Annotated in this window: 14 protein-coding genes and 1 tRNA gene; 7 read left to right on the forward strand and 8 right to left on the reverse strand. The window is 50.0% G+C overall.

Annotation, left to right across the window (positions count from 1 at the left end):
- Positions 1-120: 120 nt before the first annotated feature.
- The 4 genes from LPC22_RS04740 to LPC22_RS04755 all read right to left on the reverse strand — a co-directional run bounded on the left by LPC22_RS04740 (position 121) and on the right by LPC22_RS04755 (position 6,016).
- Complete coding sequence (locus LPC22_RS04740) at positions 121-1,581, reverse strand: sugar nucleotide-binding protein (protein ID WP_229132760.1); 1,461 nt, start codon at positions 1,579-1,581, stop codon at positions 121-123.
- Positions 1,582-1,662: 81 nt separating this feature from the next.
- Entirely contained in the window at positions 1,663-2,682 is a 1,020-nt protein-coding gene (rfbB, locus tag LPC22_RS04745) for a dTDP-glucose 4,6-dehydratase (protein WP_229132762.1), read from the reverse strand.
- A 528-nt stretch (positions 2,683-3,210) separates the two neighbouring features.
- Positions 3,211-5,154: a DUF6541 family protein gene (locus tag LPC22_RS04750; RefSeq protein ID WP_229132770.1), complete on the reverse strand. Its 1,944-nt coding sequence runs from the start codon at positions 5,152-5,154 to the stop codon at positions 3,211-3,213.
- 103 nt (positions 5,155-5,257) lie between these two features.
- Positions 5,258-6,016 (reverse strand): metal-dependent transcriptional regulator, encoded by a 759-nt coding sequence (locus LPC22_RS04755; protein WP_229132771.1) that lies wholly within the window; start codon positions 6,014-6,016, stop codon positions 5,258-5,260.
- A gap of 175 nt (positions 6,017-6,191) precedes the next feature.
- Here LPC22_RS04755 and LPC22_RS04760 point away from each other — a divergent pair, with 175 nt between their 5' ends.
- The 3 genes from LPC22_RS04760 to LPC22_RS04770 all read left to right on the forward strand — a co-directional run bounded on the left by LPC22_RS04760 (position 6,192) and on the right by LPC22_RS04770 (position 9,593).
- On the forward strand, positions 6,192-7,634 hold the full coding sequence (locus tag LPC22_RS04760) for an Nramp family divalent metal transporter (protein WP_229132773.1): 1,443 nt from the start codon (positions 6,192-6,194) through the stop codon (positions 7,632-7,634).
- A gap of 302 nt (positions 7,635-7,936) precedes the next feature.
- A complete protein-coding gene (locus LPC22_RS04765) occupies positions 7,937-9,379 on the forward strand; it encodes a catalase (RefSeq protein WP_229132780.1) in 1,443 nt (480 codons plus the stop codon).
- A 126-nt stretch (positions 9,380-9,505) separates the two neighbouring features.
- Positions 9,506-9,593: transfer RNA gene (locus LPC22_RS04770), tRNA-Ser, on the forward strand.
- 1,036 nt (positions 9,594-10,629) lie between these two features.
- On the opposite strand, the gene LPC22_RS04775 is transcribed toward LPC22_RS04770, so the two are convergent.
- The 3 genes from LPC22_RS04775 to LPC22_RS04785 all read right to left on the reverse strand — a co-directional run bounded on the left by LPC22_RS04775 (position 10,630) and on the right by LPC22_RS04785 (position 15,423).
- Positions 10,630-12,699 (reverse strand): DNA/RNA helicase domain-containing protein, encoded by a 2,070-nt coding sequence (locus LPC22_RS04775; RefSeq protein WP_229132782.1) that lies wholly within the window; start codon positions 12,697-12,699, stop codon positions 10,630-10,632.
- A 68-nt stretch (positions 12,700-12,767) separates the two neighbouring features.
- The gene (locus tag LPC22_RS04780) at positions 12,768-13,334 is read right to left on the reverse strand and encodes a hypothetical protein (protein ID WP_229132783.1); all 567 of its coding nucleotides are present in this window, start codon (positions 13,332-13,334) and stop codon (positions 12,768-12,770) included.
- A gap of 1,921 nt (positions 13,335-15,255) precedes the next feature.
- Positions 15,256-15,423, reverse strand: a complete 168-nt coding sequence (locus LPC22_RS04785) for a hypothetical protein (RefSeq protein ID WP_229132785.1) — start codon at positions 15,421-15,423, stop codon at positions 15,256-15,258.
- A gap of 1,639 nt (positions 15,424-17,062) precedes the next feature.
- Between LPC22_RS04785 and LPC22_RS04790 the strand changes: the two genes are divergently transcribed.
- Genes LPC22_RS04790 through LPC22_RS04800 form a run of 3 tightly spaced genes read left to right on the forward strand, consistent with a single transcriptional unit; the run spans position 17,063 to position 19,573 of the window.
- Positions 17,063-17,896, forward strand: a complete 834-nt coding sequence (locus LPC22_RS04790; RefSeq protein ID WP_229132787.1) for a DNA adenine methylase — start codon at positions 17,063-17,065, stop codon at positions 17,894-17,896.
- Between the two features lie 7 nt (positions 17,897-17,903).
- Positions 17,904-18,698, forward strand: coding sequence for a DNA-methyltransferase (locus LPC22_RS04795; protein ID WP_229132789.1), 795 nt, complete (start codon positions 17,904-17,906; stop codon positions 18,696-18,698).
- A complete protein-coding gene (locus LPC22_RS04800; RefSeq protein WP_229132791.1) occupies positions 18,695-19,573 on the forward strand; it encodes a type II restriction endonuclease in 879 nt (292 codons plus the stop codon). Before LPC22_RS04795 ends, LPC22_RS04800 begins: the two co-directional genes overlap by 4 nt.
- A gap of 682 nt (positions 19,574-20,255) precedes the next feature.
- Here the strand turns inward: LPC22_RS04800 and LPC22_RS08410 are convergent.
- On the reverse strand, positions 20,256-20,768 hold the full coding sequence (locus tag LPC22_RS08410) for a TetR/AcrR family transcriptional regulator (RefSeq protein WP_308443381.1): 513 nt from the start codon (positions 20,766-20,768) through the stop codon (positions 20,256-20,258).
- A gap of 1 nt (position 20,769) precedes the next feature.
- Here LPC22_RS08410 and LPC22_RS04810 point away from each other — a divergent pair, with 1 nt between their 5' ends.
- Positions 20,770-21,090, forward strand: coding sequence for a hypothetical protein (locus LPC22_RS04810; protein WP_229132795.1), 321 nt, complete (start codon positions 20,770-20,772; stop codon positions 21,088-21,090).
- The last annotated feature ends 24 nt before the right edge of the window (positions 21,091-21,114 follow it).

Here is a 21,114-nt window from a genome sequence, read left to right on the forward strand (position 1 = left end):
TGCGTCCTTCCTTCTTGAGCGACTGGCGGTCATATGTTAGCAGAATGACAATTAGTCTAATGCGTACTCGCCAACCAACAGAGGGGTACGCCAGATCTGTGCGGTTTCCTTGCAAAAAGATCAATGACTGGTCGCAGTCATTCGCCAGACATACTCCTTAAGCTCCTTTTGCCAATCTTTGGGTTGGTAGCCCGCTGATTCAATCTTGTCCAATTTCAGGGTGCTATAAGTCGGCCTGGGCGACACGGGTTCCTTGGAATCAGCATAATAAGCCTTGGTGCTCACTGGTTTCACGGCCTCTCCGTTGCCGTTAGTCAGGTCGAAGACCATCGTGGCGATATCTGCCCAGGATTTGACCTGACCCGACCCCGTCAGATTATAGGTCCCATACGGAGCTCCACTATTTAGCAGTTGGAAAATCGCACCCACCATGTCATCGGTAAAGGTCAGACGCCCAAACTGATCATCCACAACTGTCACATGGTCCAAGACATCACTAGGATCCGCGACACGATCCGACAACTTCATCATGGTACGTACGAAATTATGACCTTGGCCGATCACCCAACTGGAGCGGAGAATGTAGTGACGGGGCGTACCGGCCACTGCTATATCACCAGCGGCTTTCGTCTGCCCATACACACCCAGAGGTGCCAACGCCTCGTCTTCATTGTGCATATCCGTTTTTCCGTCAAAAACGTAGTCGCTAGAGATATGAACTAGGGTGATATTGTGTTCAGCAGCAACTCTCGCAAGCAAAGCAGGACCCTGGGCATTCGCCTTCCAGGCAGCCTTCCTACCCTCTTCGTTTTCCGCCTTGTCAACGGCTGTATAGGCTCCCGCGTTGATGATCGTTCCATATAAATCCCAGTCATAGTGCTGGTAGGCCTGTGCATCCGAAAAATCAAAGTCGTTAATATCCGCGAAATCGAATCCTTGCAGACCATGCTCTTCGACATATTTGTGCACAGCTTGACCCAACTGCCCATGCGCTCCTGTAACCAAGGTACGACGTGGCGCCATGGCGACTGCGTCCCGAAGCATCGGATGATGCAAGTCAGCCTCGCTGCGCTCGCTTTGCTCTAGAGGGATGGGCCAATCAATATGTAGATCCGGATCCGCTAGGTTTACGAAGGTGTAGGTCTTCTTCTGCTCTGGGGACCAGTGAGCGTTAACCAAGTAGGTATAGACCGTGTTGTCCTCAAGTGCTTGGAAGCTGTTGCCAACTCCGCGTGGCACATATATAGCCTCGGATGGGCCCAAGCGGGTAGTAAACACTTGTCCAAAGGAATCACCAGGCCTCAGATCCACCCATGCACCGAAGATTTCACCATTGGCGACGGAGATGAACTTGTCCCAGGGTTCAGCGTGAATACCTCGAGTGACTCCCCGCTTGGCATTGAAACTGATATTGTTCTGAACAGGGTGAAAATCAGGCAGACCCAGTTGGATCATCTTAGCTCTCTGCCAATTTTCTTTGAACCATCCTCGGTTGTCACCATGAACAGGGAGTTCCAAAACAAGAAGACCCGGTATGTTGGTCTGAGTGACAGTTAGCTTCTTCTCAAATTCGATAGGCATTGTCAGGTAACCTCTTTCGCGCCTATATATTCATATTTGTGTTCGCGGACACCATCGCTGAAAACGTTAACTCTCCAGGAGTCACTGACCAGCCTGCCGGTATTTCTCCTCGGTTGCTGCCTTCACTGGCTCCCACCAATCCCTATGCTGCTCATACCATCTGATCGTCGAGCGCAGGCCCTTCTCGAAGTCCGTGTGCCGGGGCATCCAGCCCAACTCGGTTCGAAGCTTAGTGGAATCAATAGCGTATCGACGATCATGCCCCGGCCGATCCCTGACCTGATCGAAGGCATCCTCTGGCTGACCCATTACCTTGAGGATCTGCCGCAGCACCGTTATGTTGTCACGTTCTCCGTCTGCCCCGATCAAGTAGGTTTCACCCAGCCGGCCCTTGGTCAAAATGGTCCACACAGCTGAAGAATGGTCTTCAGTATGGATCCAGTCTCGAACATTTAGTCCGTTTCCATATAGCTTGGGACGGATGCCTTCAAGAATATTGGTAATCTGCCGAGGAATGAACTTTTCTACATGCTGATATGGACCGTAGTTGTTGCTGCAGTTCGAGATGGTCATCCTGATCCCGTAGGTGCGGAACCAAGCGCGGACCAGCATATCGGACGAAGCTTTAGTCGACGAATATGGACTCGAAGGATGATACGGTGTCTCTTCGGTGAATTTTGCTGGATCGTCGAGAGCCAGATCCCCATACACCTCGTCGGTACTCACATGATGATATCGGATATCGTACTTTCTAGTGGCTTCCAACAGCCTAAATGTACCCACCACGTTGGTCTGCACAAAGGGCGCCGGGTCCTTAATCGAGTTGTCGTTATGAGACTCAGCAGCATAATGCACGATGGCATCATGTCCAGGCACGATCCTGTCCAGCAGCTCAGCATCACATATATTGCCGTGGACGAATTCCACTCTGTCCTTTGGCAACCCCTCGATGTTTTTCAAGTTACCCGCATAAGTGAGCGCATCCAGCACAGTGACATGTACATCTGGATGGTTGCGGACGACATAATGCACGAAGTTTGAACCAATAAAGCCGCAACCACCGGTTACCAAAATATTAGTGGGTGAAAAGAAATCTGCCATGGTGACAAGTATACGATACTAATCTTCTTTTCTTCTATACGTTTGAAAGGTACCTGTGTAGAAACTATAGGGTGCCTGTGCTATTGTTCTGGCAACTCTATCGAGATGGCTCATTCGAACAATCAGTCAAGACCTCCATTATGCCCCCCTGTTGGTCACGACCTTTTTGAGGACTTATGCCTTCATGCCAATCCTGCTATTTTTTATCCATGACCTGGGAAACGCTCTTCCGCACTTCCTGCCTGAACCAAAGAAAATATCACTGCCTACAAATTCATTACATGTATCAGACTCGATCTTTCTATTTTCCTTGCACTGGCCTATCTGTAGTATGTTTCCGTGATTCTCGTATGGAAGAACTATCATTGACACGTTGAGTTTCGACGATAGAAGGATGAAAGATCCAGTCCGACTTGCAAGCACACACAAGCGCCGAATCGAGCTCCCCCCTCCCAACCTGCCCTATCCCCGAATCTCTGGAGGTACATGAAACACCATGAGACGAAGATGACGGGGAAGAGCTTACTATCAGCTACACAAAAAACGGTAGAGCGCCCAACGCTGGTCGTTCTTGGCAAACGATCCGAAGTCATCAACCTTTTGGAGTGCTTGCAAACTGATATATCTATCAATAAGCCCCTGATCGTGAAAAGGATAATACTGGGCTTTATAGGTGAACATTTGCAGATCAGATGCCTGATCACCCATAGTGAGCAGGTACTTATTTGTTGGAGTTGCAGTCCTGTTTTCGGCCCCTTTGTCATAGCTGGTAGTAACCGGACAAGTCGTGCTCAACATGAGCTCGGGATCCCCGGAAGCGAACGCGTGTTCAACCTGACCAAAGACCTTGCCATTCTTGGTGTCCATGGGGTTATATACCGGGTACAGCATGTCCATGCCATACAGTGTCATCCCATACATGGATCCGTTGAGCGGATCAGCAATCACGGTGGAATGCGGCCCCACCAGTTGGTTGACTTGAGAAAGCACTTGACGTTTCCGATCGGTAAGCTGCTCCGATTGGTCAGTCTTAGTAAAACCCGTGTTTCGAGCTACGCTCGATGCTACCGCCTCCCGAGTAGGGTTACAGAAGCAGGCCGTAGCTGTCAAACAGACCAAGAGAAGAACTACTACAAAATTCGATCCGTACTCTCTATAGAGAGCCGACACGAAAGACCTCTTATTTGTGTCCGGTCTGTATTGGAATAGGCATCGCATACCGAAAACCAACAGAGGCACAACGCCAAGCGGGATCATTGTTAATGGCCGAGTCTCTCCTCGGTACCAAGCAGCGGTAAGCACATTAGCCAGTGGCCCCTTTACCGCAGCCGCACATACGAAAATCACTCCTATCAGTACATATGAGAGAACAAGTGCCAAACCATCCTTGAACCGTCTGCCGCTCAGAACCAGTGCAGACACAATGGAAAGCACCAGACAGACAGCCATTGCCAGGCCGGAAATACCAGGCAGAAAATCAGTAATGACAATTCGGAAGGCTTCAGACAGGCTCCGCGTAGGCTGATAAGTGTGAAACCAATTGGACGGATGCAGGAAGTCCTTCCCATGATCACGGCGCATCACATACAAGGCAAAAAGCAGAACTGCGACTCCCAGACCTCCCAGAGCCGCGAGAATCCAACGCCAGGGCAATCTGAAGAGAATGAAAAACCCTATCAGTACCAGATAGGTGAAGGCAACCCGTGGATGAGCCAGTATGATGAGCAATCCAAAAAGGATGTTGACGATCGCCCACTGCAATATATGACGAGAGCCATCTTTGCGTTCAGCAGTCACAGCATCCATCAGTCGCAGACCAGTATAAAGCGCGAAAGGCAGCAAAGCAGTCCCCAGACCATAGGCAAGGAGGGGACCAGCACTCAGAGTCCAATATGGAAAAGCCGCTGAGATGACCGACAATATGGGCACAGCGGCAGAAAGCAGACAACGTTGCCAAGTACACAGCCCATCCAGGAAATACGAGGTCCAGAGCAGCATGCCCATAGGAAAAATCAAACCGGCATAAGCAATCCAAATCAGATTGACACCAGCAAATATAGTGATGTCGATGCCAAACAATGCGCACAACCGCATGATTCCGTAAACCAGAAGATGAAACAAAGGCGGATAAAACGAGTCATTGGGATTCAGAGTCAGCGCAACCGATAGACCATTCCTAAGCAGCTTACGAATGAAATAATAATGAGAAGGAGCATCGATTTCCTGAATCGGAGACGACCAAATATCTCCAGTGCGGGAGAACCAAACCAGCACCAATGTCAAGGCGATCAGAATTCCGAACAGTCCCGCATAGATATGGGCATGTCTAAGTAGCCGAGCAACCGAAGAGGATCTTGAATCTGCCGATCTGCAACTGGCATGATCACGTGCCAGCGGGCATGTTACCAAGGCAGATGAGCCAACCACTTTTCCTTGGTCCAGTTCGCGACTTCTTCTCATATCCGCATCCATACCTGCACCCTTAAGGATTACGCCGGAATCTGCCCGACTGGCTGTTCCTTGGCATTGGACTTGACCCGCACAGATTCTTGGCATCTGACTAGAGCCATCACCATCATGCCATACTGACCTGAATCAGATCAGCGGCTTTTAAGTCCACATCGACAACATCCCGCGCATCCTCATTCAGTACTTTTAAATTCGTCGCCGGATTACTACCCAATTCCGTGGGAGAAGACGCTGCAGCAGCAGGCGCAAGAATACTCACCTGAAACTTCGCAATCCCATCCTTGTTTCCTCTGCTTTCCACACGCAGAATACTCCCAGGCACTAGGCCGAGACGAACTAGATACCTAAGGATGTCCGAATCCTCGTCGCTGACTCGTTGAATGCAGACCTTTGAGCCTATCGGCACCTCGGATAGAAGACTGGTAGCCGGTATATCGGGCAGATCTCCGTCAGCAGACGGTATGGCATCCCCGTGTGGATCCGCAGTAGGGTGTCCGAGATATTCGTCGATGCGGTCCACCATCTTGTCGGAGACAGCGTGCTCAAGGCTGTCCGCTTCCTCATGCACCTCATCCCAGCCGTAGCCGAGGACCTGCACCAGGAAGGTCTCCAGCAGCCTGTGACGTCGGACCATGGTGACCGCATAGCGACGACCGGTCTCAGTCAGCTCCACCTTGCCGTAAGGCCTGTGAGTGACCAGACCAGCATCGACCAGACGGCCCAGCGCGCCCGAAACCGTCGACTGCTTCATGCCCGTCCTTTCGGCCACCGCAGTGGGCTGTACAGGGCCCTTGTCCCATTCCTGAAGATCCCAGATGACCTTGAGATAATCCTGGGCGCTGGAAGACAATTCGGCAATTCCCATGTTCCACAGTCTATAGCACAGATCCAAGGCGCGATCCGTGAGCAACCCTGCAGGCATATTTCGACATTGTCACAGATCACCTCTGGTATTCTTCATCAAGCGCCATTAGACTTCGAAGGGTCGAAGTCTATAGACAGCCACACGACCGCCACGGTCCACAATCAAGGAAGGTGACATGCCGAACACTCAGACCCGACCCGCCTCAGGGTCCGCCAGTCCAGCCGGATCCGAAGTCAGGACTCCGCCATCCAGTCGGCAGCACCAATCCCATCCCATCATCGAGACGGCCAACGGACGCTCCCTGGAGGAGATCAATGCCACGGTCTCCGTACCCAACTCGACCTCCTCCTTCTGGAAGAACCTGGCAGCCTTCTCCGGCCCGGGCGCCTTGGTGGCAGTCGGCTACATGGATCCTGGCAACTGGATCACCTCCATCGGCGGCGGTGCCCAGTATGGCTACCTGCTCATGAGCGTCATCCTCATCTCCAGCCTGATCGCCATGATGCTGCAGTACATGTCGGCCAAGCTGGGAATCGTGACTGGTCTGGACCTGGCTCAGGCCACCCGCCAGCACACCAGCCGTCGGCTCAGCTTCGCCCTCTGGATCTGCACGGAGCTGGCTGTGATGGCCACAGACATCGCTGAAGTGATCGGCGGGGCCATCGCCCTAAAGCTGCTCTTCGGTATTCCGCTGATCCTGGGCGTAACGCTGACTGTCCTTGATGTGCTCATCCTCCTGCTGCTGACCAAGATCGGCTTCCGACGCATCGAGGCCATCGTAGCCACGCTGATCCTGGTCATCATGGCGGTCTTTCTCTACGAGGTCTTCCTGGCCAGGCCGGACCTGCCGGCGGTCTTCCGCGGCTTCATCCCTGACAAGGCCATCTTGGGCAACGGCCAGCTGACCATGGCCCTGGGCATCGTGGGCGCCACAGTCATGCCCCACAACCTCTACCTGCACTCATCCATCGTCCAGACCCGCGACTTCGACCGAAACGACGACCGTCAGGTTGCCAACGCGGTCCGCTTCGCCACCTGGGATTCCAACATCCAGCTGTCCGCTGCCTTCGTGGTCAACTGCCTGCTGCTGGTGCTGGGTGCAGCCATGTTCTTCGGACACGGCGAAGGACTGGACACCTTCACAGCCCTCTACAACGCTCTCGGCGACAAGACCATCGCTGGGCCGGTCGCCTCCGGTCTGCTCTCAACCCTCTTCGCCGTAGCCCTGCTGGCCTCCGGTCAGAATTCGACCATCACCGGCACCCTGACCGGACAGATCGTCATGGAGGGCTTCATCCGCATGAGGATCCCCCTCTGGCTGCGCAGGCTGGTCACCCGTGTGATCTCCATCATCCCCGTGCTGATCTGCACCATCGCCTTCGGCGGCAAGGAGTCCGCTCTGGATAGCCTGCTGGTCTACTCCCAGGTCTTCCTGTGCGTGGCCCTGCCCATATCCATGATTCCCCTGGTCTGGTTCACCTCCTCCAAGAAGATCATGGGCAAGTACGCCAACCCTCGATGGATGGCCTTCCTGGCCTGGATTGTGGTGGCAGTCCTGACCGGACTCAACCTTCAGCTGGTCATCCAGGATGTGGGCGAACTGATACAGATGCTCTGAGCACCAGTGCTCTGATGGGAGCCGCCGCCATTTGCCCAATGAATGAGGCAGTGGCGGCGGCTTTCTTGCAATGCTGTCTGCGATGTAATCAACGTCTTGCTCGATTAGTGACTTATCTGACTCTCGCTCAGCGCGCATATCCACCAACTTCATCCCCTGTCAGATACGGTGGAGAATAGCAGGATTTTATCAAGAGTTCTGCTATCAGCGATCGAGTGGTTAACCAGGAGCTGGGTCGCAGACCTGGCCAGCTTGGGACTGTCAATCGCAAAACTCATAGATGTGAGAGGAATCGAGCAGACATGAACGACAAACTCACCACCAACGAAGGGCAGCCTTGGGCAGATAACAACCATAGCCAGACGGCAGGCACCCGCGGACCTATCCTCATGCAGGACTACCAGCTCCTCGAAAAGCTGGCCCACTTCAACCGCGAGCGCATACCAGAGCGTGTAGTCCACGCCAAGGGTGCCGGAGCCAAGGGAACCTTCACCTTGACCAAGGACATGAGCGCCTACACCAAGGCCGACGTATTCAACGGTGCAGGCAAGACCACACCCATCCTGCTGCGCTTCTCCCAGGTGGCCGGCGAATCCGGCTATCCCGACACCCTGCGTGACGTGCGAGGCTTCGCCCTGCGCTTCTACACCCAGGAGGGCAACTACGACGTGGTGGGCAACAACACTCCCATTTTCTTCGTCAATGACCCCCTGAAGTTCCCCGACTTCATCCACTCGCAGAAGCGCGACCCGGCCACCCACCTGCGCAGCCAGGAGATGCAGTGGGACTTCTGGTCGCACTCCCCCGAGTCTGTTCACCAGGTGACTTATCTGATGGGCGACAGGGGCAACCCTGCCAGCTACCGAAATATGAACGGCTACGGAAGCCACACCTTCAAGTGGGTCAATGCGAAAGGCGAGCAGTTCTGGGTCAAGTACCACTTCCTGAGCGAACAGGGCGTGAAGAATATGACCGATGAGACCGCCGCCAAGGTCGCCTCCGAGGACACGGACTTCCTCCTGCACGATCTCTACGATGCCATCGACAAGGGCGACTACCCCAAGTGGAAGGTCTGCGTGCAGATCCTGCCCTACCAGGAGGGCCTGGACTACAAGGACGATATCTTCGACGTGACCAAGGTCGTCTCCAAGAAGGACTATCCGCGCATTGAGATAGGCGAGTTCGTGCTGGACACCAACCCGACCAACTATTTCGATGATGTGGAAGAGGCGGCCTTCTCCCCCGCCAACTTCGTGCCCGGCATCGAGCCTTCACCCGATAAGCTGCTGCAGGGCCGCCTGTTCGGATACAAGGACGCAGAACGTTACCGCCTAGGCGCCAACTACGAACAGCTGCCCATCAACCGCCCAGTCAATGAGGTCCACAACTACGAGCGCGATGGGTTCATGTCCCAGGGGCAGGACGGATCGGTCAACTACGAGCCCAACAGCAAGGGCGGTCCCGTGGAGGACAACGATGCCCGTATGCATGGCGATGCTGTCCAAGGACAAACCGAGTACTCCCGCCCCTATGACAAGGACTACTACTCTGCAGCCGGCCGCCTCTACAGGCTGATGAGCCCGGAGGAGAAGGACCGTCTGATCCAGACCATCAAGAACAACCTGGGCTCTGTCGATGACAAGGAGATCCAGGTTCTCGAGACCAGGCAGTTCTACCAGGCCGACCCGGATTACGGCCAGCGCGTGGCTGAGGCTCTTGGCCTTTCCATGGATCAGATCAAGTAATGCAAGTACAGGGTGGGAACTGCCGGCGACACGTCTGGACTGGCCTGCAATCCCCGCCCTGTGTTACTATTTCTTAGTTGCCTTGATCAGGGTCACATAGACTACGACCCCATTCATTGCAGCCTTGGAGGATTCGCCTAGTGGTCTATGGCGCACGCTTGGAAAGCGTGTTGGGTTCACGCCCTCACGAGTTCGAATCTCGTATCCTCCGCCAGCAAGGGTTCCTGGTTTAATACCGGAACCCTTTTCTTATGTTAAAATGTTGATATCACAAGTTTTCTCGGGGATTCACCCTCCACCCCATCGTTTCGTTTAGTTTCATTTAATAACGTGAAAAGCGATAAGTTAGGTCGTGAATAAGGTGGCCGGGTTCATGCGATTACTCCGGCAACACCTAACTGCCCTTATAAAGGCGATAGAGCACGATGACTGGAGACGGTCATGAGTAAACCAGCTAAGCGCAGAAGGAGCGGTTCAATGCCCTTGCGCATCGACAGAAAGTCGGGTCGCAAGTACATCGAGGCACGTTACCAGCCACCAGTCGATGCTTACTCCAAATTGCCAGGACTGTTTAAGTGGATCATTAGTCGCTTCACACTAGGTCTCGAGACGCAAGCTGAAAACAGCTAAACGACTCTGAAACAGCTATGCAGATGGGCAAATCGTGACCGTGGACAACACAAAACGCCTGGCAGCGTGTGTAATCTATCACTACCACCAATCTTGGTCCTTTTATATTAAACGGCACCTCGACATATATGTAGGAGAGCCACCTGTGCACCGGCAAGCATTCCCATACGCTGGCATTACTCAGTCAGTAAGGAATGGCCTGATACAGGGCGCGCGCAAAGCAGTACACAGGCTAGAGAAACGGAAACTACAGCTTTACGACCTGCGCAACCAGGCTCTAACCAGGTGGCTACGCACACAAATAGCCTCAAGGCAGTCATAGCGCAAGAATGACATACACAGGTCATCACAGCCATGCCCTACCAAGACGTTACCAAGAACGAACATGAGAAGTTCCTTGAAGGCATGGAAGCCGACAAAGGAAACAGCAATAGGCACACAGACCAAGCAACTTGTATGGTGCCGCTCCGAACGCCTACACTTTCGTCACGCCAGGTAAAGATGCCTACCTATTCAAGTGTCGCTATTCACAACACCGGCAAACTGCAGTTCAATCAGTGAGAGTGAAGCTAAATCTAACATCAAGCCTGAAAGGCCACTCCAAATCCACAGCAGATGTCTTAGTGGCGTATAGCAGCTGGCGGCTGAATCCCCATAAATTCCAGGAAATATTGTTTCATGTCGTCATCCATAAAATAGAATCTGACCCCGTTTATGCCTCTGGTCATGAGCGTATAATAACTACCGCGAATCTGCTTATTGAAGTCTTGCTTAAATCTACTAGGATCTGTGCGTCTTAGTCCCATTGGCACTATTCCCATTCTGTGTTTATAGTTTTTCGGTACTCCGACGATCGTATGAGTAGCCTTATCATATTTAATGTCTTCTGCGATGATGACGCCGACATAATTTAAATCAATTCCCTGAACAGAGAAAATTGATCCTACCTGCGCTCTGTGTACTTCTTCCAATGCTTCATCGAATACGAAACCTTCCTTCTTGTTATTCCATGCCCAACCCTGGTTTTTGCCACCTTTATCGGATGGAGCATCATCGAACCAAACCTTGCGAGCGAGCCTGTCTTCATAATTCAAAGAAGGATCGATATGCGTTTTATCCCAGTATCTAGCATATCCAGCCACAACCCTGTTATGTGATCCCGGATGCTTTTCATGCATAATATTTATATAATCAAAGAGCTCTTTTATCGAATTGACTATGCCAAAATAGCTAGGGTTTGGGTTTTCTTTCCAAATTTGTTCTCCGCCAAATTCGCAGTCTTGGAAAACACTCCTGTTGAATGTTCTTGTTGGCGGTTCTAACTGCAAGAATGTCCTTATGCCGGTTACAAAATCTGTGCCCTTGTCGCTTTCGCCCGATTCCGACAAGATTCTATATTGAGCATAAAGTCGATGTTCACGAAATTCATGTCCATGATACGTGGCTATACCAGACCCTTCTGAAACTTGGAACGGATCTGTTCTTGCCACTGAACCGCTGTATACCCATTGATCCCCGTCATAGCAGATGACTATTTGATTGATATAGCCATGATTTTTCAAAAAAATAAGAAAATCCACGTAATCCTTAATTCCGCCTTGCTGCTCATCTTCTGGACCTATTGGAGGAGCATTGAAGAGCTGACGAAGGTTCTTCGCTTTCTTGGGCTTGCCTTTTTTCAAGTTTTCCTTCGGACTATAGCCCCAAGCGTCCTGCCGGAAACCGAAACTGGTTTTCCCATACTGGCCCTTCCTAAAGCTGGGCAAATTATGTGCCTCATCAACGAATACCGTATTGACAAATGGCTTAGGCAGCAGACCATACAATAGATCATCTGCTATTTTTGCAGTGAATCCTACGAGACTATCCAGCCGAACGTCCCCGTTTCCGGTCTCACGGACCAGTTGTTTGAATTCAGTGGCGCAGTTGCCTTGGGTAACCAAGTAAGTGGATTTCTTATACACCTTTGATAATCGATCTGCGGCTTGGATCATCAAAAGCGTTTTACCCGTGCCCGCCCCTCCGAAAATGACATGATCAGTATTTTCATGTTTGAAGCATATGTCATCAATCACACACCTCTGCCGCAAATCTAGAGAAACCGAAGGTGAGTATTTCTGCAAAAGAGCTTTATCAACCCCTGTCGAGGTTGATCTGCTCACATAGCCATGCCCATTCCTAAACAATGCATGCCAGATGTCTCTCAGAATCTCCGGATAGTTTGTAGGCAAATCCTTGTTATCCCGGTCCGCCACCTTTTGCCAGTTCTTGTTCTTGCGTATAAGATTAGGACTGGCCATTAGCGAAAAATCAGTATCCCGAGACAGAATGACACGCTTGCTTTTACGATACTTCCCGCTATGCGTGTCGGAGTCGAGTTCAAGATATAAATCAGTTACCAGTTCCTTATAGGAAATGTCGACATCTGGACCGTAAGCCACTACAAGCAAGGAATAGTGCGCACTGGATACGCTGCGATTCTTACTTTCCAGAGTAGCGGGGTCCTGAAAGTCAGAACTAAAAAAACCCTTTACCGAGCCGAGATAAAGGTTTTCAGCAGATCCATATATGAACACGACTCGTTGCTTTGTGTTTGTTAACGTACTTAGCAGGGTGTTGTTTTCATCGACTGCCTCAACACCACGCTTTATATCTGAACCATCAATGGTTATGCTTTTTACCGTATACATTTCGAGGTGCCTTTCCGCATTACTAATGAAGTCGCATGAATTCGATATTCAGACAGCTGATTGACTGCCTATTTTGCAAACGTCAACTCGCCATTCCTATTAGTCCACTTGCCCTTTTCATTTAGCGCAAACTGCCAACTGAAATGCAGAGGGTTACCATACTGATCTGCAACGGCGTTCTGCAAAGCGAACCTTTTGCCTTCTTTTTCAATGGCATAACCCGATGGCGCTGACTCATCCTTGATGACCGGGAAACAGCCTTCCCAACGGTTGTCCTCATTTTTTTGCGAAAACCAAGTACCTGGAGGCAAAATTTCTAAACGCAGCTCCTTTCTATTATCATCCTGCCTTAGGGAAAAGTCTTCTGCCGGATAGGGGCAGGCATTCCTGATCAGGGCTCCACAATAACCATTCTCAAAGGATGCGACTCCCCACACAGATATGCGCTTCGCGTCATTGCGCTCTTGCGCGATTCTATCGTTGTGCTTGCCTGCGAAATAGCAGCATACACTGGCAATCAATGAAAATCCAGCAATTGCAGCGCTGGCTATAGAACCCCAAGCCTGGAACGTATCAGTCCAACTTGCTCCGCTGGCCGCAACGAATATAACCGAATAAGACAAAACAATAGACATCTCTGCTCGCTAAATTGTTCTATGATCTACAAGTTCTTCGTCCTATATTACATACTCAAGAAGCAAACCTTGTAATAATTGGTCCAAATAAAAAGTAGTGAAATACCTCCAGTTAATAAAGCGAAAGTATCCGTCATACGGCAGCCTTCGACCACTCTTCCCATCATGATTGAGACATTCTGATTCTAGAAATCAGATGGTTCAATTCCATATATTAATGAAAAATTATGCATGGATCTGATTTGGATTAAATAAACCACAACTCACATTTTCAAGTTGCTCCACTATTCAAACTTATATAAATTCTTGCAACTCTACCCAATAAAGAATTGAGGCAACATCTTCTCCAGCTCTACGGTCCACGGTCTTCACCCAGTAGAAGGCTATCTGATTCCATGTGGTCATAACCTGTATGCCAAACATTAAATAGACTCCTCCTGCCTAACTTCAGATTTATGTGACTTACGAAACGCATATGCCGATCAGGACTATGAGTATGAGGAAGATGAAGGCCTACTGGTAGCCCTGGTTGAGGACTTGGGCTTGCGCAGCTCCGTTGAGGCTTCATCGTTCTGCGCCGATGGTCACGATCATTATGGCTGCGGCTGTGCCCAGCGATCCGCCCGCCTAGCAGACAGTTGAGGCAGTCACTCTGCCATGGGTCGTGAGTTCCTGCGGCAGGGGCGTTGATGCCCTCGGCGGAGGTAGTCATCATGACCAGCGCCACTCTTGCCAGGCGCCGAGCATAACAACAGGCAATCACAATAAGACTGGTAGCGGTGCCGAACCATATCATCGGCAAGGTTCCGGCCAATAGCACCGTGTATCTCGAAAGTAAAATCTTCCTCGCGCCTATTCTTTGATAGATCAGACCAGAGAGGGAGTTGAATATGCCCATGACGATGTCTCCTGGCAGCATGACTAGACCTGAGGTGAGCGCGCTTGCCCGTGCGTGTTCTACAAATACAGGGGAAGACCGGCTACACCCCAACCATGGCAATGTTGCTCAGGGTGCTTAGCAGACTGGTCAGATTGAAGATGGTGTTCGTGAAGACACGCAAATTCACCAGCGGAGGTTCCAGATGCAGCTGACGCTGACAGAACAGAACCACTACCAGCAGGCCAGCCAGAAACAATCCCAGGTCAAGTACTGACGCGCTCCCCGCGTCCCCAATAGCAGACAGGGCGCACAGAAGGAGCCCGCAACCCAGGCAGGAATATACCCCCGGAAGGCACACGTTCAGCCGAGTCTCCACCTGGCGATTGACCGTGTTAGACCAAGAAGAACGATGCCACCAGGATCGCAGCACTCAAGGCGGCGAGCAAAACAAACAAGACTCTCCAAGATCGGTGCTCCAAAACAAACCCGGAAAGCGTGGGCCAACCGTAGGACCCAAAGCCACCACCAGGCCTAGAGCCACACCGCGCCTATCCGGAGGAAAAGCAACAGCACCACATTCTGAATGAAAGGAATCAACGATCCAGCGGCCACAGCCTAGATTATTCTGCCAGCCGACAGCAGCGGAAAATGCCCTTCGGAGAAGACACAGACCAGGTAGCTAGTCAGGAAAATTGCCATCACGACCATGAAGGTCTGCCTAGACGAAAAGTTGAAAAACACCCAGGCTGATACGAGTATTATCAGCCCCCCTCACCAGTAGAGAAGAGGTGCTCAGCCATTTGTGCGGCGGATTGGGGAAAATGGAATTCCGTCTTGATAGTGGACAGAACATTGTTAAGGAAAGTCTCCGCCATCAAGCCAAGAAAGGCCCCAGCCAGAAGCATGCCCATCATCGCGGTGCAACTTCCCCTCAGCCCCGCATATGCTGCCTTCCTCCTTGCCGCCATCCTTATTCATACCGCATCTTCCCCGTCCTTCACCGGCTCGGTCTGAAGCCGGCTTGATCCAAATAAAAGCAGATCAGGATGCTATGTTCTTAATAAGCCGTTCCAGGTAGCCGAACAGCAGTCTGCTTTCCTGCTCATCGAACCCATTCAAGGCGAGCTTGCCTGTAGCCTCCAATGCATGCCGGATTTCGACCTGGTGAGCGTTCAGGTCCTTCCGTGCATATCCAGTGAGATCAGACATCTGACTTCGGTCATCAGCCTGCGGCTTTATCGTAGCCACCCTGCCTTGACCAGCTGTTTGATAACTCCCCCCGAACCGTGGGATGGCTCAAACGGAACCTGTCGGTTACTGTCTTCTACGTCGCCCCAGACCGTCATGCTCATACAGATAATAGACCGTTGCAAACTGCAGACCGGTCAAATTAGGAAAGATGCTCCGCACCACTCACCCATGTGCTTTTTCAGCAGGGTGCTAGCTATTTTGACCAGCTGCTCAAGCAGTTGCCCAGACAATTAAGGATTCATTTTCCTGCCCTTCAAAAATATAGCTTGCCACATTATTAAAAGCTGGACTCAGCTGTCAAGATGAAGCATGGTCTGCACAACTCGGCCAGATCACTCTGAACTCTTCATTGAAGAGACCATACCTATGCGATCTAAGCTTCGGCTGGTCACCAGCATCACCAAGTAAGATCATGGCCAAGAGCGCCGCTATGGCGCAGCCGACTTGGCTGGAACGGTCTACAACTATCACCTCCAGGACCAAATAGGTCATCCTGTAGGTAGTCCTAGGACGATGTCCTCAAAGGTGAAGGCCCTGGTGTCCTTCGTCGCCTCAGGAATACACCTTCCCGAGTCTGAACCCTGCGCCTTGGTAGTAGCCGGGCTCACAATCCGAGATATTCATGATCGACGGCATAAAGACCGCAGCAAAACCAGGAGGGCCGTATGATGAATAAGCGGACTGACATGACACCCTCGTTGACCATAGCGCAGTTCGTACTTAACCTCATTTTCTGCTGCTCATTGGTGGCCACGAATAAGACCAGTCTTGTTCCCGCGCAGGTTACCAGCAAATCCCATCTTCGGCCAGTCAGACTCTTTTAGCTTGATCAGTACGGTATGAGGTTGAAAGTCCTGTTTGTCGAAAGCCACCGATAGATCTTGCGGGACATGTATGGGAAGTCGCTAGTGAGCAGCGATAGGTTTGAACCCGAGGTTGCAGCTGTCGTACCGGTCATCATCCACGCTGGCTGCATTACCGACTTTGAATACCCAGCAGCTTGACTGTGCTGACCGTCAGCACAGTCCTAAAGGCATACAAGGATATGAGGGCAAGGATCTGGTCCTAAACAGGTAGGGTTATATACCCGTTCAGACTCTGCTCTTCAAGCACGATATGAACCGCTGCATCGTTATGACCTGCGCGACCCATGTCATCACTTTCCTGATGCTTGGCTGCAAGCGTGACAGTCTGCATGTCCACCTTCTAGATGCCGAAGACGCTTGCTTGAATCAGTAGAAATTCGACGCTTGATCTTATCAGTACCGACGGGTCATTGACCACAATGGCATCGTAGGCGTATATGTCGTCGTATTGTTCCACTGTCAAGCCAGACATGGCATCACGTGCCTAAATCCGATCATTATCAGGGGGGGGGGGGGGCTGGTCTTTTTTAACGTTCAATTACAATATTCATCTCTTCTAACTCTGAACACGACCAAGTGATGATATATGCCTCTACAGAAATTGCTTTTACTCGAAGACCGAGAATCATACAATCAACTAGTTAACATACAGTAGGAGTTGCAGAGTTATGTGAAATCTGCGCGCTCATTTGAGTTTTGAGCAACTCACCATATAGACAGAAAAGGGAATTATGACAGGCTTGAAGATGCATCCGTTTGTAAAGTGGGCAGGCGGGAAAAAGCAGCTTCTTGAAAAGCTTGAGGACAGGATGCCTGCTGTCTATGGAACCTACTATGAGCCGTTTGTTGGAGGAGGTGCTTTGCTGCTTGACTCTCAGCCAAAGAAGGCAGTAATCAACGACGTCAATGAACAGCTGATAAACGCCTATAAAGCGCTAAAGAAGAACACCGAACAAGTGATAGCCGCTGTATCCAGCTTCGATGCTGTCACGTGTGATAAGGAATATTATTTAAAGCTACGTTGTCGATACAATCAAAAGATAGCCAAACATGAACTTGATGCCGAGTGCGCGGCACTCATGATTTGGCTTAATAAGCATTGCTTCAACGGCTTATATAGGGTCAATGCCAGGGGGTTCTTCAATGTGCCTTACAATAATAAAAAGTCTGGTGCTTCTATCGATCCGGAAAGCCTTGTAAACATCAGTAGTTATCTCAACAAGATTGATATTCAGATCCGGAAAGGTGATTTTGCTCAAGCCTGCTACGACATACGTCCTGGCGATTTCGTCTATTTCGATTCTCCATACGTACCAGCAAGTACAACGTCGAATTTTACGAGCTACACGAAAGATGGCTTTACCCTCGAAGATCACATGCGATTGGCAAACCTGTTTAGGAAACTCGATTCTCAGGGCGTAAAAGTGTTACTTAGCAATAACGACGTGGAACTTGTTCGTGAACTTTATCAGGGCTACCGTATCGAGACTTTAGGAGTAAAGAGAAACATCAATAGCAATGCCTCTAAGCGTTCTGCCTCAGAGGTCCTCATCTCGAACTACTAAGGATTGCATGAGAGTCTCTGATCTATTACAAGGCAGCGCAGAGCCCAGGTATGCAACGGATACTGTGGCTCTTTATCTAGACGACGCACTCTCTGCGTTGGGAAATGTTCGACCCAATTCGATTGATATGATTTTTGCCGACCCGCCTTATTTCCTAAGCAATAATGGAATAACCTGCAAATCAGGGAAAATGGCCTCCGTCAACAAGGGAAGCTGGGACGAGGCCTCTTCTTTCGAGGCTAAGCATGAGTTCAACAGATCATGGATTCGCCTTTGCAAAAGAGCACTGACGCTAAACGGCACCATCTGGATCAGCGGAACTATGCACAACATATACAGCATAGGCGTTGCACTTGAACAGGAAGGATTTAAGATTCTGAATAATATTACATGGCAAAAAACGAACCCTCCGCCCAATCTTGCCTGTCGCTGTTTCACGCACAGCACGGAGACTGTCTTATGGGCGAAAAAAGATGAGAAGAAAGCCAAACACTACTTCAACTACTCCCTCATGAAAGAACAGAATGAAGGGAAACAGATGAAAGACGTTTGGACGGGGCCTTCAACACCGCCTCGTGAGAAGAAACAGGGAAAACACCCTACTCAGAAACCACTTTACCTTCTTGAACGTATAATTGAATCGTCTACACAGGTAGGTGATGTCATAGTGGATCCTTTTTGTGGTAGCTCGACAACTGGCGTAGCTGCTGTTCAGCTTGGACGACGCTATATTGGCATTGACGCTGAAGAAGCGTACATTAACTTATCCCAAAAAAGACTAGAGAAGGCGGAGCACAAATGACACGGGATTTTAACCAATGGCTCGCCACCATGAAGCCATGCATCAATCGTTACGATTATTATGTTAATTTTGAAAATGTTTATAGGTGGGTGGCTCAGTATAAAACTGAACTAAGCCTTATGGATTCGCTGATTGGTTCACAAGACATTGAGTCCAAATTTAAGGATTTGTTGGAGATTCATCCGGAAATACTAAAATGTGTACCCATGCTCCTTGCAGTGCGGCAAAGCATTATCTATACGCAAGACGAAGACGGAGTCTATGAATACGATTTCGAAAATCCGAAGTATAGTACCGACCAATATGTAACGTTTATGCAGAAGACCGGACTCTTCGATCTCATCCAGCATCACCTAACCAACAACCTGTTTGACTATGCATTAGGGGTTAATACGGGTCTGGATAGCAACGGCAGGAAAAACCGTGGCGGACACCAGATGGAGAACCTGGTCAAAAATTTTCTTGAGAATATGGATGTAACCTACTTCTCAGAGATGCGGCTCAACCAGGTTGAGGCACGATGGAATATTGACCTTTCCGAAATATCTGATCATGGCACTTCGTCCAAACGTTGGGACTTTGTAGTTCACACAGGCGACACGCTCTTTTTGATTGAGACAAATTTTTATACCGGAGGGGGTTCCAAACTTAATGAGACGGCCCGTAGCTACAAAGCCATAGCCCAAGATGTTGCAAGAATCGAAGGTGTTGAATTTATTTGGATTACCGATGGGAATGGATGGCAAAGTGCCCGCGGCAATCTTGAGGAAACTTTTAATTATATGCAGCATTTATACAACATACACGATCTGGAACAGGGAGTATTACAACAAGTTTTTGCCGACGCCAACAATAACTCTGTTCAGCAAAGCTAGTTTGCGGTACTCAACGTCCTAAAGGGGAGAACACCTAATAAATTTTTGCATATTCATTATATGTACGTTGCGAACTCTTGTGCCGTATAAACAAGGGTCTGTGAAGCCTCTGCCTGAAGCAAGGTAATTGCTTTTACATAGGCAGAGGCATTCTCTCAGCCATCGAAGCCAGAAAATGCGTTCGTACTAGTTAAAACAGTCGTAGTATCACTTTTGCGTTCACTAGGCATACAGATACCTACAAATAAATATCTAGTCTCATCAATCTTTGTTCTTCTTCATGGCAGTCACCAGAAATAAGGACAAAACCAACGACGTCTTACTGTCTTTTTCAAGCAACTTATCTCGATAATAACCGGCAAGGGAGGCTAACTGATTCAAGACTACGGTTCGGTCAGAATTTCATCAATTGATGCTGGCGGTGCTGATGGCTGTCACCATTATTATCGTGGTCTATTTTTTTTAAGCTTCCCAATACCATGACCAACATCGAAATAAAGCCAGGGCAAAGTCTAAAGAGCGGAGATTATCGCCTTAATATGGATGACTATTCTCAACATAATCATGATTGACCTGCATAAGATGGATTCAGGAATGTACCTATATCTGCAGTAGCCAGGCAAAGACTGGAATGGCTTTATCGCAAGTAAATACGGTATCAAACCACAGTCGCCAAATAGTTTCACTCCGAAAAATCGATATCACCATATAGGTAATGGTCGATCACTGGCGCAACGGCTTGTTCCACCTCGTGAGCCGGCATGGAAGACAGTGGTTCCAACCGGAATATGTACCGCAAAACGACGATCCCGAACAGCTGCGATGCAATGAGCATCATGCGTTCATCTTTATGATCGATATCCGCAGGCTCAGGATGCGCCTTGGCGAGTTGCTGAGATATGGTGCTCACCAAAAGGTGAAGGACATGATCATTGCCTGCCGCGTTACGCACTATACGTATATATGTTTCTCCTGACGGAGAATGCTCTAGAAATCGGAAGAAGTGGTCCATGAATTTCGTTCCCGAAATGTGCGAGGGCGCTCTATGAGTCTGCTTGTCGAGACCAAAATCAACCCTAAGTTGGTTGCTTGAGATTATCCGTTCAACGGATCGTGAGAATAGATCATCCTTGTTGCCGAAATAGTAGTAGAGGAGGTTTTGGTCATAACCAGCATCTCGGGCTATCCCCCGCATGGTGACCTTATCAAATGGACTGGTGGAGAAAGCTCGGCAGGCCGCTTCAAGTAGGTTTTCCCGTGCAGCGGAATTCTCCGCCCTGCTAGGGCGCCCGCGCCGCTGTCTACGGGAGCAATCCCCCTTTGCACGCTTAGCAGCCCTTACCGCCGTCTTATCGGGCATTGCCTTCTTCTTTCCAGATGACTTTCGCGTGCGTGACTTTCCCTCGGCTGACATTTTCTCCATCCTCTATTTCTTACAGGAAATACTAGCTGAAACTCAAGAATTCATCAATGATGAATATGTGCTAGCATACCGTTTGTTCATCGATGATGAATAAATGTACAACGGCCATCAAGGCCGA

It is taken from the genome of Bifidobacterium mizhiense (assembly GCF_020884755.1).
GTDB classification, from domain to species: domain Bacteria; phylum Actinomycetota; class Actinomycetes; order Actinomycetales; family Bifidobacteriaceae; genus Bombiscardovia; species Bombiscardovia mizhiensis.